This is a genomic window from Gammaproteobacteria bacterium (assembly GCA_030949385.1).
GTDB lineage: Bacteria > Pseudomonadota > Gammaproteobacteria > JAUZRS01 > JAUZRS01 > JAUZRS01.
The window spans coordinates 180,832-203,055 of record JAUZSP010000007.1; the positions used below are offsets into that span (position 1 = coordinate 180,832).

23 protein-coding genes and 2 pseudogenes are annotated in these 22,224 nt (G+C 49.3%); 12 read left to right on the forward strand and 13 right to left on the reverse strand.

Translation table 11 applies throughout. The features are described from left to right. Positions 1-3: 3 nt before the first annotated feature. The 8 genes and pseudogenes from Q9O24_10330 to Q9O24_10365 all read right to left on the reverse strand — a co-directional run bounded on the left by Q9O24_10330 (position 4) and on the right by Q9O24_10365 (position 7,108). Positions 4-1,134, reverse strand: a complete 1,131-nt coding sequence (locus Q9O24_10330; GenBank protein MDQ7075523.1) for an FAD-dependent oxidoreductase — start codon at positions 1,132-1,134, stop codon at positions 4-6. 23 nt (positions 1,135-1,157) lie between these two features. Then, positions 1,158-2,750, reverse strand: a complete 1,593-nt coding sequence (locus tag Q9O24_10335; protein ID MDQ7075524.1) for a peptide chain release factor 3 — start codon at positions 2,748-2,750, stop codon at positions 1,158-1,160. Between the two features lie 112 nt (positions 2,751-2,862). Further along, positions 2,863-3,972, reverse strand: a complete 1,110-nt coding sequence (locus tag Q9O24_10340; protein MDQ7075525.1) for a hypothetical protein — start codon at positions 3,970-3,972, stop codon at positions 2,863-2,865. A gap of 13 nt (positions 3,973-3,985) precedes the next feature. Continuing rightward, entirely contained in the window at positions 3,986-4,300 is a 315-nt protein-coding gene (locus Q9O24_10345) for a DUF2442 domain-containing protein (GenBank protein ID MDQ7075526.1), read from the reverse strand. Beyond that, positions 4,266-4,349, reverse strand: a pseudogene (locus tag Q9O24_10350) (DUF4160 domain-containing protein). Before Q9O24_10350 ends, Q9O24_10345 begins: the two are co-directional and overlap by 35 nt. Before the next feature lie 13 nt (positions 4,350-4,362). Then, on the reverse strand, positions 4,363-5,643 hold the full coding sequence (locus Q9O24_10355; GenBank protein ID MDQ7075527.1) for a VWA-like domain-containing protein: 1,281 nt from the start codon (positions 5,641-5,643) through the stop codon (positions 4,363-4,365). Positions 5,644-5,650: 7 nt separating this feature from the next. Then, positions 5,651-6,697, reverse strand: coding sequence for a MoxR family ATPase (locus Q9O24_10360; protein MDQ7075528.1), 1,047 nt, complete (start codon positions 6,695-6,697; stop codon positions 5,651-5,653). Between the two features lie 3 nt (positions 6,698-6,700). Beyond that, positions 6,701-7,108 carry a tetratricopeptide repeat protein gene (locus tag Q9O24_10365; GenBank protein ID MDQ7075529.1) on the reverse strand — a complete coding sequence of 136 codons (408 nt, stop codon included), beginning with the start codon at positions 7,106-7,108 and terminating at the stop codon, positions 6,701-6,703. 291 nt (positions 7,109-7,399) lie between these two features. On the opposite strand from Q9O24_10365, the gene Q9O24_10370 reads away from it, so the two are divergent. Both Q9O24_10370 and Q9O24_10375 read left to right on the forward strand, forming a co-directional pair. Then, on the forward strand, positions 7,400-8,527 hold the full coding sequence (locus Q9O24_10370; protein MDQ7075530.1) for an anthranilate phosphoribosyltransferase: 1,128 nt from the start codon (positions 7,400-7,402) through the stop codon (positions 8,525-8,527). A 71-nt stretch (positions 8,528-8,598) separates the two neighbouring features. Beyond that, a complete protein-coding gene (locus Q9O24_10375) occupies positions 8,599-8,781 on the forward strand; it encodes a hypothetical protein (protein MDQ7075531.1) in 183 nt (60 codons plus the stop codon). Between the two features lie 111 nt (positions 8,782-8,892). Here the strand turns inward: Q9O24_10375 and Q9O24_10380 are convergent. The 3 genes and pseudogenes from Q9O24_10380 to Q9O24_10390 form a co-directional block, all read right to left on the reverse strand. Next, a pseudogene (locus Q9O24_10380) lies at positions 8,893-10,012 on the reverse strand (ISAs1 family transposase). A gap of 106 nt (positions 10,013-10,118) precedes the next feature. Then, on the reverse strand, positions 10,119-11,621 hold the full coding sequence (locus Q9O24_10385; GenBank protein MDQ7075532.1) for a hypothetical protein: 1,503 nt from the start codon (positions 11,619-11,621) through the stop codon (positions 10,119-10,121). Positions 11,622-11,703: 82 nt separating this feature from the next. Beyond that, a complete protein-coding gene (locus tag Q9O24_10390; protein ID MDQ7075533.1) occupies positions 11,704-11,895 on the reverse strand; it encodes a hypothetical protein in 192 nt (63 codons plus the stop codon). A gap of 269 nt (positions 11,896-12,164) precedes the next feature. Between Q9O24_10390 and Q9O24_10395 the strand changes: the two genes are divergently transcribed. The 7 genes from Q9O24_10395 to Q9O24_10425 all read left to right on the forward strand — a co-directional run bounded on the left by Q9O24_10395 (position 12,165) and on the right by Q9O24_10425 (position 17,578). Next, positions 12,165-12,425 (forward strand): DUF2282 domain-containing protein, encoded by a 261-nt coding sequence (locus Q9O24_10395; GenBank protein ID MDQ7075534.1) that lies wholly within the window; start codon positions 12,165-12,167, stop codon positions 12,423-12,425. An 84-nt stretch (positions 12,426-12,509) separates the two neighbouring features. Then, complete coding sequence (locus Q9O24_10400) at positions 12,510-13,343, forward strand: DUF692 domain-containing protein (GenBank protein ID MDQ7075535.1); 834 nt, start codon at positions 12,510-12,512, stop codon at positions 13,341-13,343. Continuing rightward, a complete protein-coding gene (locus Q9O24_10405) occupies positions 13,340-14,116 on the forward strand; it encodes a DNA-binding domain-containing protein (GenBank protein MDQ7075536.1) in 777 nt (258 codons plus the stop codon). The genes Q9O24_10400 and Q9O24_10405 overlap by 4 nt, the downstream gene beginning before the upstream one ends. Before the next feature lie 12 nt (positions 14,117-14,128). Next, positions 14,129-14,596 carry a DoxX family protein gene (locus Q9O24_10410; protein MDQ7075537.1) on the forward strand — a complete coding sequence of 156 codons (468 nt, stop codon included), beginning with the start codon at positions 14,129-14,131 and terminating at the stop codon, positions 14,594-14,596. Beyond that, entirely contained in the window at positions 14,583-16,127 is a 1,545-nt protein-coding gene (locus Q9O24_10415) for an ATP-binding protein (protein MDQ7075538.1), read from the forward strand. Before Q9O24_10410 ends, Q9O24_10415 begins: the two co-directional genes overlap by 14 nt. Continuing rightward, the gene (locus Q9O24_10420) at positions 16,105-16,854 is read left to right on the forward strand and encodes a response regulator transcription factor (GenBank protein ID MDQ7075539.1); all 750 of its coding nucleotides are present in this window, start codon (positions 16,105-16,107) and stop codon (positions 16,852-16,854) included. Before Q9O24_10415 ends, Q9O24_10420 begins: the two co-directional genes overlap by 23 nt. 55 nt (positions 16,855-16,909) lie before the next feature. After that, positions 16,910-17,578, forward strand: a complete 669-nt coding sequence (locus Q9O24_10425; protein MDQ7075540.1) for an OmpA family protein — start codon at positions 16,910-16,912, stop codon at positions 17,576-17,578. 34 nt (positions 17,579-17,612) lie between these two features. Here Q9O24_10425 and Q9O24_10430 read toward each other — a convergent pair whose 3' ends face one another. Then, positions 17,613-18,134: a Slp family lipoprotein gene (locus Q9O24_10430; protein MDQ7075541.1), complete on the reverse strand. Its 522-nt coding sequence runs from the start codon at positions 18,132-18,134 to the stop codon at positions 17,613-17,615. 153 nt (positions 18,135-18,287) lie between these two features. On the opposite strand from Q9O24_10430, the gene Q9O24_10435 reads away from it, so the two are divergent. The 3 genes from Q9O24_10435 to Q9O24_10445 are packed head-to-tail and all read left to right on the forward strand — an operon-like array spanning position 18,288 to position 19,713. After that, positions 18,288-18,836, forward strand: coding sequence for a hypothetical protein (locus Q9O24_10435; protein MDQ7075542.1), 549 nt, complete (start codon positions 18,288-18,290; stop codon positions 18,834-18,836). 23 nt (positions 18,837-18,859) lie between these two features. Then, positions 18,860-19,411 (forward strand): hypothetical protein, encoded by a 552-nt coding sequence (locus Q9O24_10440; GenBank protein MDQ7075543.1) that lies wholly within the window; start codon positions 18,860-18,862, stop codon positions 19,409-19,411. 47 nt (positions 19,412-19,458) lie between these two features. Continuing rightward, positions 19,459-19,713 (forward strand): YebG family protein, encoded by a 255-nt coding sequence (locus Q9O24_10445; protein ID MDQ7075544.1) that lies wholly within the window; start codon positions 19,459-19,461, stop codon positions 19,711-19,713. Between the two features lie 44 nt (positions 19,714-19,757). Here Q9O24_10445 and Q9O24_10450 read toward each other — a convergent pair whose 3' ends face one another. Next, entirely contained in the window at positions 19,758-22,055 is a 2,298-nt protein-coding gene (locus tag Q9O24_10450; protein ID MDQ7075545.1) for a Tex family protein, read from the reverse strand. Positions 22,056-22,224: the final 169 nt, after the last annotated feature.

Below are 22,224 nucleotides of genomic sequence, written 5' to 3' on the forward strand. Positions count from 1 at the left end.
CAACTAACGGTACTGACGCAGATAGAGCTTCTCAAACAGAATTTTTGCCCAATGCAGCGGTTTCATCGAGGGCAACATAAAATTGCGTTTCGGCGTACGCGTCACCAACATGCCCGAATCCAACGAATCAACAATGCAGGCCAACTCCACTTTAAAGGTGTGGCTGGCGCTCTCACCGTTCAACTCGGCCAAGATGTTTTTCGCCGCTGCCGCCGCTTGCAGATCCGCCATGTGCGCCTGCTTGGGCATCCAAGCCGGTCCTGGGAAGCTGCCACAATCACCCACTGCGTAGATACGCTCTTGGCCTTCCACTTGGCAAAATTCGTTGGCAGGCAACAAACCACCCGCCGATTTAGGCAGATCGCTCTGCATTAACCAAGTGCTGCCGCTCATCCCCGGCATAAAGACGATCAGATCGGCGGCAAATTCACCGCCTTCGGTGACCACCGCGCTGTCACTGAAACGTTTCATCTTATGACCCAGATGGGTTTCAATGTCCCGATCCGCCATCGCTTTGAGCAAACGCCCAACGGCTTTCTCACCAAGACGTTTGCCCGGCTCCGCCGCAGGTGAGAAAAAGACCAGCTTGAACTTATCTCGACGGCCTTCATTTTTAAGCTGAGTGTGAATACCGAAGAGAAACTCAAAAATCGGCCCACCGCGCATGGCGCTCGGTTCATTGGGGTTGCCACCAAAACCACAGGCGATGGTGCCACCGTCCATCTCTTTGAGACGATCTCGAATTTTTTCAGCGGCTTCCATGCCCTCACAAGGAATTGCAGCGTTTTCGATCCCCGGCAATTTGCGCAGGTAGCGCCCACCAGAGGCAATCAACAGCGCATCGTTCTCAATCTCACCGTTTTCTGTCAGCAGCAGACGACCGCCGTTTTTCACCTCTTTGGCCGCACCTTGATGAAACGTGACCTGCATCTTTTTAAAGAAGTTATCCAGATTGACGGTCAGATCTGCCGCCGTACGTCGCCCAGAAGGCACCCAAATCAAGCTGGGGTAATAAAAAAATTCCGCTTTTTTGCCCACCACAGTAATCTCCACTTCAGAGTCCTGTTTACGCAGGGTACGCACGGCGGTCAAAGCACCAAAACCGGTGCCAACGATGGTAATACGTTTTGTCATAATTCAAACTCCAAAAGGGGGTCTCAAATTCCGTTCTGTTCGCGGGTGGCCAAAAACTGCACCTCCGGCCAACGCTCTTCGGTCATCTGTAAATTAATCCGTGTACTGGCCAAATAGACCCATTCACCGGAGTGATCCTGTGCCAAATTGGCCGCCACTTTGTTCTGAAACTGCTGAAATAGCTTGTCGTCGTCGCACTTGACCCAGCGAGCCGTCTGCACCGTCACCGCTTCAAACTGACACTCCACTTTGTATTCGTCTTTGAGCCGTTGCGCCACCACATCAAACTGCAATATTCCCACCGCACCGAGAATCAAATCGTTATTGATGCGCGGTTTAAACAGCTGTGTCGCGCCCTCTTCACAAAGCTGCGCCAAGCCTTTTTGCAACGCTTTCATCTTCAAGGGGTCTTTGAGGCGCGCACGACGAAACAGTTCAGGGGCAAAATTGGGGATGCCGGTAAACACCAACTCCTCATTGATACTAAAACTGTCGCCGATGCGAATGCCACCGTGGTTGTGCAAGCCGATGATGTCGCCCGGATAGGCGGTCTCAATGTGACCGCGATCCGAAGCCATAAAGGTCACCGCATCGGCAAACTTGACCTCCTTTTTGATCCGTACATGACGCGCCTTCATGCCCTTTTTATACATTCCCGAACAGATGCGTAAAAAGGCAATGCGATCCCGGTGCTGCGGATCCATATTGGCCTGAATTTTAAAGACAAAACCGCTGAATTTATCGTCTTCCGGTTTGACTTCACGCAGTGTGGTCTGCCGCGCTTGCGGGGCGGGGGCATGCTGGACAAACTCGTTCAACAGCTCTTCAATGCCGAAGTTATTGATCGCCGAACCAAAAAAAACCGGGGTTAACTCCCCTTTGAGATAGGCCTCTTTATCAAATTCATGACTGGCACCGCGCACCAACTCAACCTCCTCGCGCAGCTCCTCTGCCACCGACTCACCCAACACCTCATCCAAACGCGGGTTATGCAAACCTTGAATCACCTCGCCCTCTTGCATCTTGCCACCGTGAGTGGCACTGAACAGATGCAGGGTTTCGTACCAGAGATGGAACACCCCTTTGAGACGCTTGCCCATGCCAATCGGCCACGTAACGGGGCTGCAACGGATTTTCAACACCTCTTCCACTTCGTCCATCAAATCAATCGGATCACGGCCTTCACGATCCAATTTATTGATAAAGGTCATCACCGGCGTATCACGCAAGCGGCAAACCTCCATCAATTTTTTCGTGCGCGTTTCCACCCCTTTGGCTACATCAATCACCATCAAGGCGGAATCCACTGCGGTCAAAGTGCGATAGGTGTCCTCAGAAAAATCCTCATGCCCCGGAGTGTCGAGCAGATTGATAACACACTCTTTATAAGGAAATTGCATTACAGAGGAGGTGACGGAGATGCCACGCTCTTTCTCCATCGTCATCCAATCGGAGGTGGCATGGCGCGTCGCTTTTCGGCCTTTAACGCTGCCCGCCATCTGAATCGCACCGCCGTAAAGCAGCAGTTTTTCAGTCAGGGTGGTTTTACCCGCATCGGGATGGGAGATGATGGCAAACGTGCGACGACGCTGCATCTGTTGCAGAAAATCACTCATAAAGGGTCACGGCAAACTTGGCAATAGAAAGGCGGCGGATTATAACAGGAATCCGCAGCAGCCCAATGATGGCTGTTAATCGTCGGGCTGAACATGTTCAGCCCTCTCACTCTCAACGCAACAACGCACACACCTGCAACAGAGGCTCCGTCACCGGCTCCAATTTACGCCGCATCAATGAACCGATAGCATCGCTCTGGCCAAAAATGGGGTTGACCAGATACTCACTCACCAAAGAGAGCACCATCACCGCTTTCAACTGCGGCACAAAATCAGCCACATGCCGCAACGCTTCGGACAGATCGGGTTGGCACTGTTTGTCACACAACAGATCCACATCCGCTTGCATGATCTGCAAAGAACGCCGCCGCTCTCCATCTTCATAGGGACGCACATCAGCAAAATAATCACCGATGGCGTTCATCAAAGAGACCACTTCATCCTGATTGGCCGGTTTTTTCATTACCAATTCAACGGTCTTTAAAAAGGCTTGTCCCTGCGCTGAAAGCACCTTTTCTAACAGGGTTAGGTACGGGTTCTCCTGTTCCAACAACGTCTCTTGCAACTCAGACCACCGGCCATGAGCAGCGGCTTCCATCGGCAATTCATGAGGTTGAGCATGCAGAAAACCAACGTAATAGGTGGTTTTACGTTTGGCTTTTTTCCACAGAGTGGCGCGCTGCTCTTCGCTGATCAGATCGGGCTGCAACACCGCGTGAATGGAGTCGATCATCGCCTTTGGCGACTCTTCAAAGGGCAAAAATTCCAATAAGAACTCCGCCAACTCCGTCCCCATTGCCCCTTGTGCCACCGCTGGTTTTTTCAGCATTCGGCGCGCGTTGTCGGCGCTCTGGCCACACCACCAGACCCTTCGTGCCAGCTCATCGCTCAAAGCCGGAGACTGCGCCACCGCCACCACCGCTTCGGGTTCCCCCAGCAGCAGCAGCTTTTCCAAGCTGTCTGCTTTGGCCTGCCCCATGCGCGTCCAGCGTCGCAGATAGACCGGATAGCCGCTCGGTGAACCCAGAAAATGGCTGGAGAACATCTCCCGCACCCATTTGATGTAACGGTCTGGGCGACAGGTGGGCGTTAACGCCACCCGCGCCTCACCCCGTTCGGTGAGGGCGTAGAGCATCGGTTTTGATTCATCAATGCGCACCGCCTGTAGAGGCTGTGCTAACAAGACATTGAGACGTAAACTGTCTTCTGGAGAGAGTTGCATAACTAAAATAACCTTAAAAGATAACTCGCTTTGGTGATTGAATCTGACTTAGGCTCTTTACTACTCTCTCATACAGTGTTTCAGGAGAAACATCCGCACCATTTGGCCAAGATATTGTTCCACCTTCAATCATGGCCTTTTTAAAAAAAGACCTCTTTCTTAAGGGGAAAAAAACGGGCCCTTTATCCAGATACTTAGAGAAATCAATCTCACCAGAAACGCCATTGTCAAATGTGATTTGATAAACATAGTCATTCTTATAATCTATTTCTATCACATCATTCATATTCCACATAATCTGCATGAAAATGCGGTGGATTATGTTCATCGTAGAACATCCTAATTATAATCCCAAAAAACCTCGATATTTCTGGCATCAGTACGCTCCCACTAATTGAGTTGAACCCGCTGCCCCCAAGGCACCCTTTTTTTACCTTTAATCAACCAGATCACCTGATAGGGCGGCGCATATTCAGGAAATTTACCCAACCCATCGGTGAAATAGATCAACAGGTCAGGCTGACGATCCTGTGTTTCCCACCAGGAAAACATCGGTTTAAACGCCGTACCACCGCCACCTTTAAAACTTTTTGGCAACACGATCTCTTCCCACGGCTCAAAACACCACGGGCCCTCTTTTGCCAATTTGGCATCGCAGGCGTGCAACGTGATGCGGGCGCGCATCTGGCCTTTAATCGCGTTGATCTCGGCCAGAAACGTGGCCAGTTCCTTGTCGCCCACGGAACCGCTCACATCCAGCGCCACCGCCAGATTAATCTGCGCGCTGCGCAAACTGGGGTAGATGGCCGGATCACCACGGCGAGTGGAAGGACGGGTGTAGCTGTAATCGTCCCGTGCCGTGGCCGAAACGTAACGCGCCAACATCATTCGCCACGGCAGTTGCGGCTGCAACATAAAATCCACCGTGCGCGCCATGTTGCCGCCCATTTTACCCGCCTGCATCGCCTGTTGAGCCGCACCGGCCAACCGCTGTTGCCACTGCACTGCCAGAGAATCCCGCTCTTCTTGCAGCAGCGGTGGCGGACGTTTGGCCAAACCATCTGAGCCTTGTTCGGGCGAATTGGACTGCCCCTGACCGCCGTTGTTTTGCTCTGTGTCTAACTCCGGCTTTGTCTGCCCACCGTCACCTGCGGAAGGTGAGTTACTGGAGGGTGGTTTATCCCCCACGCCGCCCTGCTGACCGCCACCGTCTTGGTTTTCTTGATCGTAAATATGATCGTCCAGCGGTTTAAGATTCTCCTCCTCTTTGATGCAAGGGTAGATCTCTTCGGCGCTCATGCCTTCAAATTCACGCAGCAGCAAGCTACCAGGTGGCGGCATCAACCCCTCTTTCAACAGCAGTGGGTTGATGGCGTAATCACAGGCCACATCCCAACGGGCTTTGAGCCGATGTTGACGGCGAACAAAATGAGACAAACCGCAGTGCAGCGCCTCATGGCAGAGGACAAACTGCACCTCTTCAGGTCGCAACGCTTCGATGAATTCGGGATTGTAATAGAACGTACGCGCATCGGTGGCGGTGGTTTTACACCACTCTGGCTGCGCGGCCACCATCGGCAGCCGCAGCACCAACGCACCCAAAAAAGGCTTGTCCAAAATAAGACGGGTGCGAGCGGCGCTCAGACGTTGTTCAATCGCTTTCAGATCCATAAACGGCTCAATTGTCAAACAACATCAAATCCGCAATGTCCTTCGCCCAGTCGGCAAACTCCGGCACACTGAACAGTTCAGCACCGATGGCACGGTGCATGTCCGAAACCAACATCACCCCCATCTCTTTTTGACGAAACTGTTTCGCGTACTCCAAAATAGCGCCGAAAACCGCCTGCGCGTGCTCGCTCTCTTTGGCGCGAATCGCGCGCCCCACCAAGGCCGTGGCCACGGCGTATTGCAGATCAATCTCTTCTGGTACCAACACCGCTTCGCCACGCAAAATGGCATCCAGATCAGGCATCTGATCCAAGCTGGCGATAAAGGCATTCAACTCAATGCCCGCCGCCGGGCCGACACAAGCTTGCAGGGAGCCGAGCAACAACTGCGGATGGTGCAGAAATTTCTGCAACGCCCGATGGGTAAATTCCCACGAACGCGGCGAAGGAAAGGCCATCGGGTTGTGTGCTGGATCAAAATCAAACAGCAGTTCAGGACGGAAACGCAAAAAGGCGATCACCCGCTCATCAATGCCCTCTTGGTAAGCCCAAGCGACCCAATCGTCCAGATTGACCTCCACCTCAAAATGAGAAAACCGATTCGCCAAGGGTGCGGGCATGGCGTAAGTCACGCCGCGATCCCCTTGCCGATTGCCCGCCGCCACAATCGCCCAACCTTCCGGCACACGGTAGTTGCCCAGACGACGATCCAAGATCAACTGATAAGCCGCCGCCGACACACTCGGTGGCGCGGAGGTGATCTCATCCAAAAAAAGGATGCCTTTCGGGCCATGAGTTTTTGAGTTGGGCAGCATGGAGGGCACCGCCCATTCCACCTGTTCACCGTCCCGAAAAGGAATGCCACGCAGGTCTGATGGTTCCATCTGCGAAAGACGAATGTCAATCACTGGCACTTGGTGGGATTCCGCCACCTGAACCACGATCTGCGATTTGCCCACTCCAGGCGGACCCCACAACATCACAGGGGTGTGATGACCCGTCGAGGCACCGAGAAACTCTTGATCCAAGACCGAAGCGATAAACGCGGGGCGCATGACTTAAAAGCCCGCCTTTTTGTACCACTCTTTCGCCGCTTCGGGGTTTTTCTCAATCCCATTGCCCTCTTCGTACATCATCGCCAGCGTGGTTTGGGATCCCACCAAACCTTGCTCCGCTGCGAGGGTGAACCATTTCACCGCTTCTGCGCCGTTTTTCACCGCACAGTCGCCCTCCATAAACATAAAACCCAAACCGTGCTGAGCAATGGCCAGACCTTGCTTCGCTGAGGCTGTCATCCAGCGATACGCTTCCGCCTGATTCGGCGGTGTGCCTAAACCGTTCTGATACATGATCGCCACCCGATGCTGTGCATCGGCGTCACCCTGTTCGGCGATGGCGGATAAAAATTGCATCGCACGGGAAAATTCTTTGGCCTCAAATGCGGCCATGCCACTGGCCAGCTCCATATTAATCTCGTTCTCACTCACCGCAGGTACTCCTCAATTTTTGTCAAACGACCCAGTTTCGGTCACAATAGCCAAGTCTTTTACTCGGACATTTGCGCACGGATCATATATAAACCTATCCCTTTTAGGTATATCCCCGAAGGGAGAAAGACAGGATTACTGCCTTCCCCCCTCTATGGGGATATACAGCCTAAGCCTAGGGTTTTGTATGCTTCCTGCCCCAAAATGTGAGTTTGTGGTGTCATTTTCCCATTCACTCAAATTGAAACCCTTTTTTACTGAGGAATCGCCATGTCGGCGCAATTGATCGAAACCAGTGACCTGCAAGCCAATATGCGCACCTGCATCCAAAAAGTCGCTACCGGCCCCGAGTACAGCAAGGACCTCTCCTTTGAAGAAGCTCATGCGGCGCTCACTTTGGTCATGCAAGGCGAAGCCGATCCGGTACAGACCGCCGTATTGCTGATCGCCATGCGCATGAAGCGCGAAGTGAACGAAGAGTACATGGGTACTCTGCAAGCGATCATCGACCACAGCAGCACCGCCATTGCCGAAGTGGACGAAGTGATTGACATCGCTGACCCTTACGATGGCCAAGTACGCGGCCTGTTGATTGCGCCCTTTTTGCCTGCGCTGTTGGCCGCCTGTGGCTATCCGTCGGTTTCTCACGGTGCGCAGAGCATCGGGCCTAAATTTGGTGTCACTCATCGCCAAGTGCTGCACGCGGCTGGTGCCAATGTGGATCTCTCACCAACCGCTGCCGCTCTGCGCCTCAGCGATGAGAACGTCGGCTGGGCCTATGTGGATCAAAGCCATTATTGCCCAGCGATGCACAATTTGGTTGAGCTGCGCCAGCGCATCGTTAAACGCCAAGTGCTGACCACGGTAGAGGTTTTGGTCGGGCCGATTCGCGGTCGCCAAAAGACCCATCTGCTCACCGGCTTTGTGCATAAGGCCTATCCGCCCATCTACGCCCATCTGGCACGGTACGCAGGCTTCAGCAGCGCAGCGATTGTGCGCGGCGTGGAAGGCGGCATCATCCCCTCTTTGCAACAACCCGCCAAAGTACATCACTACCACGATAAAGGCGAAGAACAAGAGTGGCAGATCACGCCACAAAGTATGGGCATTGAGCAAAGCACCCGCGCGGTGCCGCTGCCCAAAGACCTGCCCCCCGCTGTGGCGCAGAGCAACTCCAGTATTAATCTTGATGCGGCAGCGGAAGCCGCCGCAGAGACAGGTGTCGCTGCTCTGCAAGGCACAACAGGTCCCGCTTTTGATGCACTGGTTTACGCCGCTTCGATTATGCTTACCCACCTCAAAAAGTACGACTCACTGGCGGATGCCGGTCAAGCCGTGCGTGAGGTGATCAACTCCGGTGCTGCCATTGCTCGCTTTGAAGCGGGTCTGGCGGACTGATTTTTTTTACTAACCCCTGTGTTTTTAATTTCGTTGACTCAACGAATCCAGACTCTCTAAAGGAGATTACAATGGATCAAGCTTACCGCGACGCAATCACCAAGATGGAAGACAACAACGTGCAAGACGAGTACATCATCGGCTGGCAGGGTGGCTACTTAGGTCACCCCGAACGTGAAGAGCAGCGTGCAAGCGATGCCTACACCGCCGGTTATGAAGCCGGTCAAGAAAAAAAGCACCGACGATATAAGTGAGTGGACCAAATAAGTCGCTGTTTTTGCTGTAGCTAAAAAAGCGGGCTAAGCCCGCTTTTTTGTGCCTGTTTAAACTAGAAGCTAAATATACACCAGGGCAAACGCATCAAATTAAGTGCCATTAAGTACTATTTTCAAATATTCCTCATCCCACCCTGCTCTTAAACGTTTATTTTTTACACCCAACTTTAAGCTCTTTTCCTGTTTAAGAAGGTTTAATGCCATATGCCTCATTACTGCAAAATTTTGTGCTGAATACCCCTTGCGAATTCGAGACTCATCTTCTCGAAAACTCACATCCAACTGCCAATGCAGTGAGTTTTCCACCCCCCCAGTGCTGGCGAAAAGATCGACCAAACAGTTCTGCGTTATTCTCAATGGAGCTAATGTAATAGCGGTGCTCTATCGTCGTTTTTCCCTTTACCGTTCGTTCGGATTCCACTCGGCCGAGGGTGTTTAAGGATGCCCACTGCTTGGCCTCTTCCAATGTCTCATCGCACGACAATGTCCAATGTCGTCGAATCTCCGTGCGATCTCTGGAAACCTCTTTCGTCTCATGATAACTAAAATCGCAACCTTCAAAGCCGTTTGTGTCCGCTTGATCAAACAGGGCTTCCACTGCTTTGGATAGTTTTTCCTGATTGCCTTTCAATGCCAGCAGATAATCCCCTTCTTGATCAATGATTTGCTGAGCAATTGATCGCTGACAACCCATGGCATCAAGGGTGATAATACAGCCTTTGATCGCCAGCATATTGAGCAACTTGGGGATCGCCGTGATCTCATTTGACTTCTCTTCTGTTTTTACTTGCCCCAATACCAACTGATTTTCTACGCTCCACGCACTCACCATGTGGATCGCTTTTTTCCCCAGCCGCCGATCGTGAGAACGTCTCAGCGTCTTACCATCAATGGCAATCACACCTTGAACTAATCCCGCTATATCTCGAACCCACTCTGTAAAAAAACGCTCAAATGCCTCTGGGGAGAGCATGAAAAAAAGACGCCGAAACGTATCGTGCGATGGGATTCCATGGGGCAACTCAAGAAAACTTTCGAACCACGACTGCTTTGTTTGCCCAAACTCTTCAATAGAGTTCCAATCCTCAGCTCCACAGATGATCGCACAGATTGAAATCGCGATGATATCGACCAATTTGTGACTGCATTTGCCTTCGATTCGAGGATCAGGGATTGTACTGATATGCTTTATTAAAGATTGGGTTTGCATGAACGATTCTCGCTTGATTAGCTGAGAAACAATTATAACCCTATACTTTTCCCTTTTAAATCAATACGTTTTCGTGCGTTTGCCCTGAAATATACACCCCTAAATATTACTCAATATCCTGAGGAGTTAAGCTATCTATATAAAGATGCGTCATTGAACTGCTACTAAGATCAAAATAAAATTTTAAATTACCTCCTAGAACAAACTTACCCTTTATTTTTTCAAGATCACTCTCATCCATTTCCAAACGACTCAGAGCCTCGTTTTTATCAAAAGCAATAATAACTCCATCACTTTCCAAACCATCCTTAAATTCAAGATTGTACCTTATTTTTGATGGTTCAATAAATACATATGGACACTCATCTGACACCCCTTTATCCAATGATTCAACACTCCCATCAACACAAACAATATTCTTGTTAACAAGTAACTCTGACATTTCTGGGTATTTCATCGCCAAATTAAATCCTGTTATTTCACAATAGCTGTCCATACAACGATCCAATTCAGAACTACTGGATGCTTCTTGAATATCCAACACAATAGACTCCAGTTTCATGCGTGTATCTTCTTTGTACCTTGAAAGAGAGTCATACCCATAAATATTATGAATATCTTTATCCAACCCAACATCAAACCACCAAACCGATGGAATATTAAGCGACACCTGCTTGTATCTTAGTTTTATTGCAAGCTCACACATAACCAATAAATTAATTTGATCAGAAGACAAAAGGCTAAATTCGCAATCATTCTCAGTCACACCACTATCACCAATCTTGTAGGGGTTAAGCAAAGAAACAATATCAGAACGCCCACTTATTTTATCAAACAATCTCTCTATTTTTCTATATGGGCTTCTTGTATCACTAATATCAAAATCAAACTTATCCAAGAATCCATCAATAGATGCCCTTTGGTATCCTGATAGCTCTCCTCCCTCATTATGAACCCACCCAAGAATATACTCCCTTATTTCATCAGAGATAGATTCCCTATACTCAATATTTTTATACTTATTTCTAATCGAATTAATTTCATCTATAAAATCAATATAAATCCTCCCTATCGGATGATCTTCATTTAAAACACGACCTAGAGACCACCGCGAAGTAACCCACCCATAGGCATCCAATTTAATTGCAAAGTGCTTTTTAATTTCATTCTTAAACTCCTTCTCTTTTTTCAACAGCAAAACCCTATCATCATCTTTTAAAACGGAAATACTGAGCGACCGTTTTGACTTTATATTTACCACACCCTCATCACCTGAATCAGACACCCTTAAATCAGAAATAATTTTTTTAATACCACTTGGGGATACAAAAATACACTGCCTCATTTTGCTTTCATCCAGCGCAAGAAACAACAACTCACTATAGAAGTGAGAATACATTGACTTTCTTATAATATCTTCAACTGAACTTTTCGCCTCACATTTCCCTATCAATTCATTTATATATTCCATGCTCTTTTTTGTTTCAGCAATCGTCAACAAAACACCTGTTTCAATGTTTGACTTCACAGCCCTGTTAGTAAGATTACCAGACCCTAAATAAATACACATACTTTCTTTTGATTTAGCAGCAAACAATTTTGCATGCATCAATGGACTCTTAACGAGAGTGAATTTGAAATATGGCAATGTAGTCATATGAATTATTTCATCCACCACCTCATGAAACGGATTAACCGATTCCATCGAAAAAATAACATTCACCACTGCTTTTTTTATTTCTTTTTTTCATCAAGTCCAGTATGTCTAAAACCAAATCTTTCGAAAAATATGCAAAAGCCAACCATAACTCATCAACATCTTCATCCTTAATTAAACTCTTCAGTTTTTCATAAGGAAAGCCATGCGTATACTCGTAATTCACAAACCACCCCTTTTATAATTTAAAACACTATTCACAAATCACTTAAGCTAATCAACACTTATACCTCAAAGAGAACAAAATTACCATAAAAAAATCACACCCCAAACCCACTCTCCCTTCACACTGTGCAAAAGCACACTCCACTCTGTTTGTTATCATCTGGCCATAGCCCCGCTGATGGAGGAAAGTAAGCCCATCGGAAACGCAGGGTGGCCTTCAGCGGCACTTACGTTTTATCCGATAACCCCAAACACTCTAGGAGCGTAACAATGAAAGCATCAAAAATCATCGCAGCCTCTTCTATGGCAACCGTATTGGCAGTTGGCCTGATGGCCGCTTCTGGCACTGCTCTGGCAGCAAAAGAAGGTTTTGAAAAATGCTCCGGCATCGTCAAAGCAAAACAGAACGATTGCGGCACCAAAAAACACGCCTGCGCCGGTCAAGCCTCCAATGACGGTGCCTCCACTGACTGGATCTACGTACCCACCGGTACCTGTAGCAAAATTGTGAATGGCAAGGTGAAAAGCTAAGCCCTTACGCTTTTTTTAAAACTTGAGGTTCTCTCCGCCTCAAGTTTTATTTTATTCACAAAAAAACTCAATAGGCACAAAAAAATGACTCAATCTCTCAGGGGTGTCGGTGTTGGCCTGCGTGTCGAACACTTCAACGAACTGCTTGAAAGCGCAAGCAACCCCGTGCCTTGGCTGGAAATACTGGCGGATAATTTTCTCTCTGCCGGAGGGCCAAGCATTCGCAATCTTGAGCGCGTGGCACAACGTTACCCACTCAGTTTTCACTGTGTCGGCATGTCTCTCGGTTCCACCGACCCCATTAACAAAGCCTATTTCAAACGCCTAAAAGAGCAAGTAGACCGTTTTCAACCCGCGCTGATCTCTGACCATCTCGCTTGGGTCAGTGTCCACCACCGCTATCTACACGATTTAATCCCCCTGCCCTACACTCAAGAAAGTCTGGCGCACATGGTCAGCCGCGTTCAGCACGCACAAGAGTTATTGGGTCGTACTATTATTATTGAAAATCCATCGGCTTATTTAAGTTTTAAAGAGAGTGAAATCAGCGAAACAGAATTTTTACGCCAATTACACCAACAGACCGACTGCGGCTTATTAATAGACGTTAATAATATCTACGTCAGCGCGGTCAACAACGATTTTTCAGCTCATGATTATTTAAATGACCTTCCCGCCTCAGCGGTGGCCGAACTTCATCTGGCCGGTTACGAAGAGCAAGCCGGTTATCTGTTTGATAGCCACGGACAACGAGTGCATCAACCGGTCTGGGATCTCTATCAACAGGCCTTGCAACGCTTTGGCGACACCCCCACCTTAATCGAATGGGACACCGACATCCCCCCCTTTAGCGTTTTAGCCGAAGAGGTGGCCAAAGCGCAAGCCTACCAACAGCAGTGCCAAGAGGTTGAAGCATGACCTCCCTCGTCGAATTACAAAACGCCTTTGCAGAAGCCGTTTTTGCCCCTGCCGACGATCAGCACCCAATTGTGCAGCAGATCGACAGCAAACATGGCCCCGCTGCCACCGAGCGATTAAACATTTATCGAGACTCCATTTTAAGCAGCTTCAGCCGTGTTTTAGCCAGCACCTATCCGGTCATCGAAACACTCTTGGGGGAGGAGTTTTTTGCTGCAATGGCACGCCACTACGCCTCCCTAAGCCCCTCTTTACAGCCCGATCTGGGTGAATTTGGTCGTCAGTTTGCTGAGTTTTTAACCGAATTTGAGCCGGTAAAAGAATTTGTGTATCTGCCCGACGTGGCGCGCTTAGAGTGGTTATGGGAAGAGGTCTTTTACGCCGCTGACGATGCCGAAGCCAATTTTGCAGCCTTGGCAACCTTAAGCAACGAGGCACTGCAAAAGGTACGTTTTACTCTCTCCGCCTCAGCACGCCTGCTGCACTCCCCTTATCCTGTGCTGGCCATTTGGCAGGCCAACCAAAAAGGTGAAGAGAACGCTGAAATTGATCTTGATAATGGCGGCGATCAACTGCTGCTGCTCAGACAAGGCGACGAGTGCCGCATGGATCGCCTCACCCCAGCGGAGTGGTCACTGCTCAACGCCCTGCATTCGGGTCACTCTTTTGCACAACTGGTCGAGCTTGCCGGTGGTCTTGAAGCACTGAATAAAACATTACCCCTCTACGTGCAACGGGGTTGGATTGTCGGTTTAAATTTAACTCACCTTTAGGAGTAAATTAATATGTCTGCTTTACATCTGATCGCCAAAACCTGCGAAAAAGGCAGCAACGTTACCGCTTTATTAAGCCCCTTATTGGATTTTGGTCTGCGTTTTTGGGTCGCCTACGCCTTTTTTCTCTCAGGTCTGACCAAAATTCAGAGCTGGAGCACCACCGTGATGCTGTTTGAATACGAATACGCCGTGCCACTGCTCTCACCCGTGACCGCCGCTTGGACAGGTGCAGCCACAGAATTAATTTTACCTATTTTTTTACTCTTAGGTTTTTTAGCACGCCCCGTTGCGCTGGCGCTGTTTATCTTTAATGCAATTGCGGTCTACTCCTATGGCTCCTTCCTGTTTGGCGAAGACGGCGGTGCCGGTCTGCAACAACACATCTTGTGGGGCGTAATGCTACTGGTCATATTTGTTCATGGGCTGGGGAAATTATCACTGGATGCACTGGTAGCCAAACGATATGGCGCAGCGTAATTCACTCTTTGTTATTGCCACCTTGGCGCTGGTATTCCTGCTTCTCGCTTGGCAGGGATACAGTCGCTACCAGCAGTTTTCACGTTATCACCAAGGCATGGCAACCCATTCGGTGACGGCGGTGGCCGGTGAAATTTCCAACCTGATTCAAAGTTATCGCCGACTGGCACGACTTTATGCCGTTCAACATCGTCAGACCTTAACCTCTTTATTGGAACAGCCCGACAATCAAACATCAGCCAAGCAACTGGCAACGTCATTGACGCAGTTTTTACCCGAATACAGTGATTTTGCTCTGGCCGATGCCCAAGGAATACCGAACTTCACCCTAAACTCCAAAAACTTAGCTGAACCGTGCCGCTTACAGCTGCTCGATTTTGCCCGCTCTCGCTCCAAACAGCAGCCGATAAAAATTCACAGCAACAAAAAGGGCAGCCACTTTGACATCGTCACCGAGTTTGGCATGCACAATCGCACCGGCCTGTTTTTTATCAGTTTTCATATCGAACGACTGAACACCATTTTAAAAAATGGTCATATTCGTGGCCACAGATTACAACTGCTCACCTATGATAATGCAACACAAGAGCCATCTGAGCAGAGCTTAAAAAAATCACTCAACACGCTTTTCAGTGTCTTTGCTAAAAAGGCACACGCGACCGAAAAAAACAGCCCCACCCCCACCAACCTAAATAAACTGCTCGCGCTGCAAAAAGTATCGAATACCCCGTGGGTATTAATCGACACACCGGACACCACCTTATTTCAACAAGAAAAGTCCAAAATAATCTTTGAAATGAGCCTGATTTTTCTTGTTTTTTCTCTTGTTGCTTTCACCGTGCTGAGATTGAAGCGTCGTGAAATTCGTCAAACCGGTGAAGCCACTCTGACCATTGAACGAATTGAAAGTGAACGAACCCGCATTGCGATGGATCTGCACGATCAGGTCTTGGGCGAAATCACCCATCGAATCCGTGAAACAGACAACTACCTAATTTCATGTGAAAAAAATAACCCTCTGCATCAGCAAGTGTCCGCCCTAACCAACAGCCTCAATACCATGAGTGAAGGCATTCGTGGCATTATTGATGACTTGCACCCGCAAGCACTCAGTATTTTAGGTCTGGAAGCGACCCTTTCTGATGCCCTTGAAAAACGAATTCAAATAATAGATCGACTCACATGGTCACTGACCATTGAAGCTGAAATAGATCAACTTCTGGGCAGCGTAAATCAACTGAATCTGTATCGAATTTTACTGGAATTGAGCCAAAATACAGTACGCCACGCCCAAGCCAGCGCACTCCACATCACGCTAAAAAAACAGAGTGAAGATAACATTCGAGTTTTAGTCTCCGATGATGGCATCGGTTTTAACAAAAGTGACATTGGCATTAATTCACACGGACTGGCCAACATTCGCACCCGCGTCAGAAGCATGAACGCCGACATTCGCTGGCAGTCCAATCCCAACGGCAAAGGCACCTGTGTGCAATTGGACATTCCTTATGAACGGAGGCAAAAAGGATAAAATGGATCATAACAACCCACTCTTAATTGCAGAAGACAACCCGCGTGATCAAGAGTTTTTACGCACCAATCTGAGAGACTTTAACGCCGAGTTAATTCTGTTTGATAACGGCATGGATCTATTAGAGTCACTGTCTAACTTTAACCAGCCCCATATTTTGAGCGACATTCAGATGCCAAAATTAAACGGCATTGCCATGGCCACCGAAGTTTGGCAACGTGCGCCTTTAGCACGGATTGTTTTTTGGTCACAGTATGAAGATGAAATCTACATCCGCTCGCTGAGCAAAATCATTCCTGCCGAAACCGTCTACGGTTACATCCTGAAAAGCAACCCCGCCAAAACGTTACTCAAAGCACTGGCACAGGTCTTTCACGAAGAGCAGTGTTGGATTGATCCCAAACTCAGACCGGTGCAAGCGCGCACCGGCCAATCTCGTGACCTGATTTCCGATGCCGAGTTTGATGTCTTGCTCGACATCGCCTTAGGGTTGACTGACAACCTGATCGCACAGCGCCGCTTTTTATCTCGACGCGGCGTACAGAGCCGTTTAAAATCCCTCTACCAAAAATTGGGCATCGAGCGCATCACCCTAAAAAACGGCTGTGAAACCCTGAACCCTCGTTCACGAGCGGTAAGCGTGGCTTTGCAACGCGGCCTATTAAACCCATTTGAACTGCAACAAGCGGAAACACAATTTGCACTTTGGATGGAAAAACACGGCTGACAGATGAACGCTCTCCCAAACTTTATTTCCATCCCTTTGAGAGAAAAACAACCCCATGAGTAAAAAAACCTTCCTGCTGCCCATCACCCTTCTGAGCAGTTTAATCATCAGCTCCAGCGCGTTTGCCGCCATCAAAGGCAACGCCGGTTACGTTACTGACAGCTCTGGTAACGTTGTCAGAGACCCCTTTGGCGAATGCTGGCACACCGGCAGTTGGAGCCCCAAACTGGCCATTGCCGAATGTGCAGGTGGTAAAGCGGTAAAAATGACCACAAAACCGGCTCCCAGAGCAATACCTGCCCCCGTTACAAGACTCGCTGAAAACACACCCCCACCTGTCACACAGCCCAAAAAACCGGCTTTTGAACCCGTGGTGCTGAAATCCGGTGCGCTGTTCGCCAGTGGTAAAGCCTCTCTGGGCAATGCCGGTCTGAGTGAGCTCGATGCACTGGCCAAGAGAATCAAAGCAACCGACACCCTTCGTTCCATCGAAATTGTTGGTCACACCGACAGCATGGGCAATGCAGAAATGAACCAGAAACTCTCTGAATCACGCGCAGCAGCGGTGAAAACCTATTTGGAAAAACAGGGCATTGCGGCTGCACGTATTACGTCCATCGGCATGGGTGAAAGCAACCCCGTTGCCGATAACGACACCGCCGAAGGTCGTGCGCAAAACCGCCGTGTTGAAGTGATTTTCAAAGGCAAACAGCAGATTAAATAACGAAGCTTAAAACAACACTCAAAAATAACCAACCTCAATGCCAATAGATGTGACGGCGAAAATAAGGCCGATAAAAATAGAACGGATCAACGTAAATTTGCACGTCACTGCGCACCCTCTGAGGCTGTTTCGACCACAGATGCAAAGCTTGTGAATGCAGCAGTACATAACGATAAGGATGCTCTCCTACTTCTCCTTCGCGCTCACCGTCCACCACCCCTTTGATTGTCACCGCTCGCCCTTTGGCGTAAATATCTGGGTCTAAAAAACCTGTAACTCGCACCAAAAAACGGCCATGAGTACGATCACTGCGCCACGGGCGAGCACTCTCTGCCAAAGGCCGTTCTACCACCTCCAGCAGCGTCTCCTTTTCACCGTTTTCAATCGAGGCCACCGTGCCACCCCAACGCACGATGCTGCCGACGTAATGATCCGTCTGCGCCAACACCGCTTTCAGTGACGGGTTCTCCGCTGGCTCCATCTGCAAAGATTTTGGCAACGGACTCACACAACCTGTTAGGAACAACATTAATCCAACAACACCCCAACGACTCATAACCCTCTCCTTTTGTTTAGCGCCTAAACTTATACTCTATCGTTTTACCCTACCACTTTGCAATTAATTCCCATCAATACAATTCATCGCCCCGACGAATAACACGTTTGTTATACTCGGCTCTTCTCGCGTCTAATCCCACAAACAGGTCATATGGAAAACAACAGCAAATTTGAAGAGCTCACCAGCTCCGTTCGCCACTTTGAGCGCATTATTCGCACCATCATCACGGTGCAAGAACATCAAGGAAAGCGGATTCGGCTAAGCATACGCATCGGTATGCTGTTTCTTGGCATCATCGGCATCGGCATGTTTTTGATGCTCTACACCGTCTCCACCCAGATGAACCAAGTGGCCACCGTCATTGCTGAAATGAACCAATCGTTTGAAGTGGTCGATGACCGGATGCACAACATTCGTGACATTATGAAAAAACTGGAAGTCAATGTGGCGCGTTTACCCCACATCAGCCAATCCATGCCCATCATGGAGAGCAATATCAAAGAACTTAACAACAGCATGAAATTAATGCGCGATGAAATTGACGACATCACCGTCGATGTCACCTCGATTCAACAACAGAGCGTCGCCATGCACGAACGTTCACAGCAGATGTCACAGAACATCCAGCGCATGACGAGCGAAGTCAACCACATGGCACAACCGGCTCGCACTCTGAACCGGTTTATGCCCTTTCCATAGCGACGTGATAGAGAGAGCAAAATATGAATGAAAAGCAACAGCGTCGCTTTCAACAGCAATTTAACCTCACCCTCACCAAGCTGGAAAATGAGGCTGAGCGACACCGTGGTGCGCGTTTTTACCACATGCGCCGTACCAATATCTGGGTGCGTTTTGTCACCATCGTGACCTTGGTTCTGACTCTGTTTAACGTCTACTACATCAGCAATCTCTACGACCACTTTCTCTCAATCGTTGATAATGTCTCATCGCTCAACAGCAAAGTGGTCAATATTTCCTCAGACATGATCAGCCTCACCGATACCATGCAACAGTTCGACAATCACCTAACGGTGATGCCCGTTATCGACGACTCCGTTGCCGCCATGGCCGAATACACCGTCGATATGAACGCCAGCGTTGCCGACATGTTGCACGACATGGAAACCATGAATGACGACATGGACTTGATCTACACCGCCATTTATGGGGTCAATCACAACTTTGGCGACATGGTGCAAGGCATCCGTTTAATGAGTGGCAATGTACGCCAGATGTCTCGCCCAATGGGCTTTATGAACCGATTTTTACCCTAAACCGTTTTAAACTCAGGCCAACCGGTCTTTAAAAAAGAGGAAAAAAGATGGCCGTCATCCCCATGTGGAAATGCGACAGAGACAACTCTATGTTTGAAAACAAAAAAGACGCTGATGCGCACGACAAAGAGCTGGAGCTGGGCAGCGCCTTTAGCCAGCTATTGGAACAGATCATCCCCGATGTGGATGAAAAAAAATCAGAAGAATTTGGTCTCTTTTTAGCGCGACATAAAAACCAAATTGTACAAGCCTGCAAAGGCAAACCCGATGCCTTGGAAGCCCTGCTAACAGAACAACACTAGCCCCCACCTAAGCGCTCTCAAGCGGCGCTTAGATTACACCCTGATTAACCGCGTTTTAACGCCCCGCGTAACGCATCCGCCATCGCACTGCCCAGCGCCACATCTTGATTGGCCTGTTTTAAGGCTTTTTTCTGCTGACCACCGTAACGATCACTCTTTTTTTCCACTCGTTCTGCATCACGGGCTTTTTCATTCAACTTCATCGACAAGGCAATACGCTGGCGTTTAATGTCCACCGCCACCACCCGCACGTTAACAATGTCACCGGCTTTGACCACATCCCGTGGGTCTTTAACAAAGCGATCTGCCAACTGAGAGATGTGTACCAACCCGTCTTGATGCACCCCCACATCGACAAACGCACCAAAATTGGTCACATTGGTCACCACCCCTTCAAGACGCATGTCTTCGAGCAGATCTTTCATCGTCTCGACACCCTCTTTAAAGGTGGCGGTTTTAAATTCGGGACGCGGATCACGACCGGGTTTTTCCAGCTCTTTAAAAATATCCACCACCGTTGGCGCACCGAATGTGTCATCGCGGTAGTCATTGACGTTCAAGCTGTTTAAAAAAGCACTCTCACCCAAAATTTGCTCGATTTTACGCCCTGATTTTTGCAGAATTTTTTCCACCAGAGAATAAGCCTCGGGATGCACAGCTGAGGCATCCAGTGGATTTTTCCCTTTAACAATGCGCAGAAAACCCGCTGCTTGCTCGTAGGCTTTTGGCCCAAGGCGAGACACGTTCAGCAGTTGTTTACGCTCTTGATACGCGCCATTTTGATCCCGATAAAGCACAATATTTTTTGCCATATCGCGGCTCAACCCCGCCACTTGAGTCAACAGCGCAGGCGAGGCGGTGTTCACATCCACCCCCACTGCGTTAACACAATCTTCCACCACCGCTTGCAAACCGCGATTCAGTTGCACTTGATTCACGTCGTGCTGATACTGCCCCACACCAATCGCTTTTGGCTCGATCTTCACCAGCTCCGCCAAGGGGTCTTGCAGACGACGAGCAATGGAAACCGCTCCGCGCAAGGAAACGTCCATATCAGGCAGCTCATTGGAGGCCAACTCCGAAGCCGAATAGACCGAAGCCCCCGCTTCAGAAACCACTATCGGGGTCATGTTCAACTCCGGCAGTGCCTCACACAGCTCCCGCGCCAATTTTTCCGTCTCTCTGGAAGCCGTACCGTTGCCTATGCTGATCAAACTGACCTGATGCCTTTTGGCCAGACGTGCCAGTGAGGCGAGCGCCGTATTCCACTTTTTTTGCGGTGCGTGTGGGTAAATGGTATCGGTGTCCAAAACTTTACCGGTGGCATCCACCAGCGCCACTTTGACTCCGGTGCGCAAGCCGGGATCAAGACCTAAGACGGTTTTAGGCCCTGCAGGAGCGGCCAGCAGCAGGTCATTGAGGTTGTTGGCAAAGACCTTAATCGCCTCCGCTTCCGCCTGCTCCTTGAGTTTGAGTTTCATATCCACGTCAATGCGACTAAAAATCTTAATCTTCCAACTCCACTGCACCGTTTTCCACAACCACGGTGAAGCGACTTCAGGATCAATCTTAAACTGCGTTGCTACTTCGTTTTCACACCGACTCTGGCCAACGGCCTCCTCTTCGCTCACCTGCAACTTGAGGTTTAATACGCCTTCGTTACGGCCTCGAAACAGCGCCAAAACACGGTGCGAAGGCATTTTATGCAGCGCTTCACGGTAGTCAAAGTAGTCTTTGAATTTGGCTCCCTCTTCCTCCTTTCCCTTCGCCACCTGCGAAGCCATCACGCCTTCATCCCAGACCAATTGACGTAAGCGCATCACCAGATCGGCATTTTCGGCGAACTGCTCCATTAAAATCTGCCGCGCACCGTCCAGAACCGCAGTCACATCGGCCAGCTCTTTTTCGGCATCGACGTAACCTGCTGCAGCCGCTTCGGCATCCAGATCCTGCTGCGCCAACAATTGATCTGCCAACGGTTGCAAACCTCGCTCACGGGCAATCTGCGCTTTGGTACGCCGCTTGGGTTTGTAAGGCAGATAGAGATCTTCCAGACGGGTTTTGCTGTCGGTTTCGCGGATCGACTTTTCCAGTGCGGGAATCAGTTTTCCTTGCTCAAAAATGGTCTCTAGCACCAGCACACGGCGTTTATCCAGCTCACGCAAGTAAGTCAGACGTTCGTCCAATTGACGCAGATGGGTATCAGTAAGCCCGCCCGTGACCTCTTTACGATAGCGGGAGATAAAAGGCACGGTGTCACCGTCATCCAACAAACCCACAGCCGCAGCCACCTGTTTGCGCTCCACCATCAGCTCATCAGCAAGACGGGAAAAAATATCCATAGACCAATTCCAAAAGTAACCAAGGGAAGTTTTAGGGGCGCATCTTGGAATATCCAAAAGGGCTTTGCAAGAGGAGAAACAGGGTAATCAGCAGCGTGTTTTATTAGAGATGGTGAACATTTTTGATGAAGCGATCCCATAAAAATTTCGGGTGTATACTTTAACACCT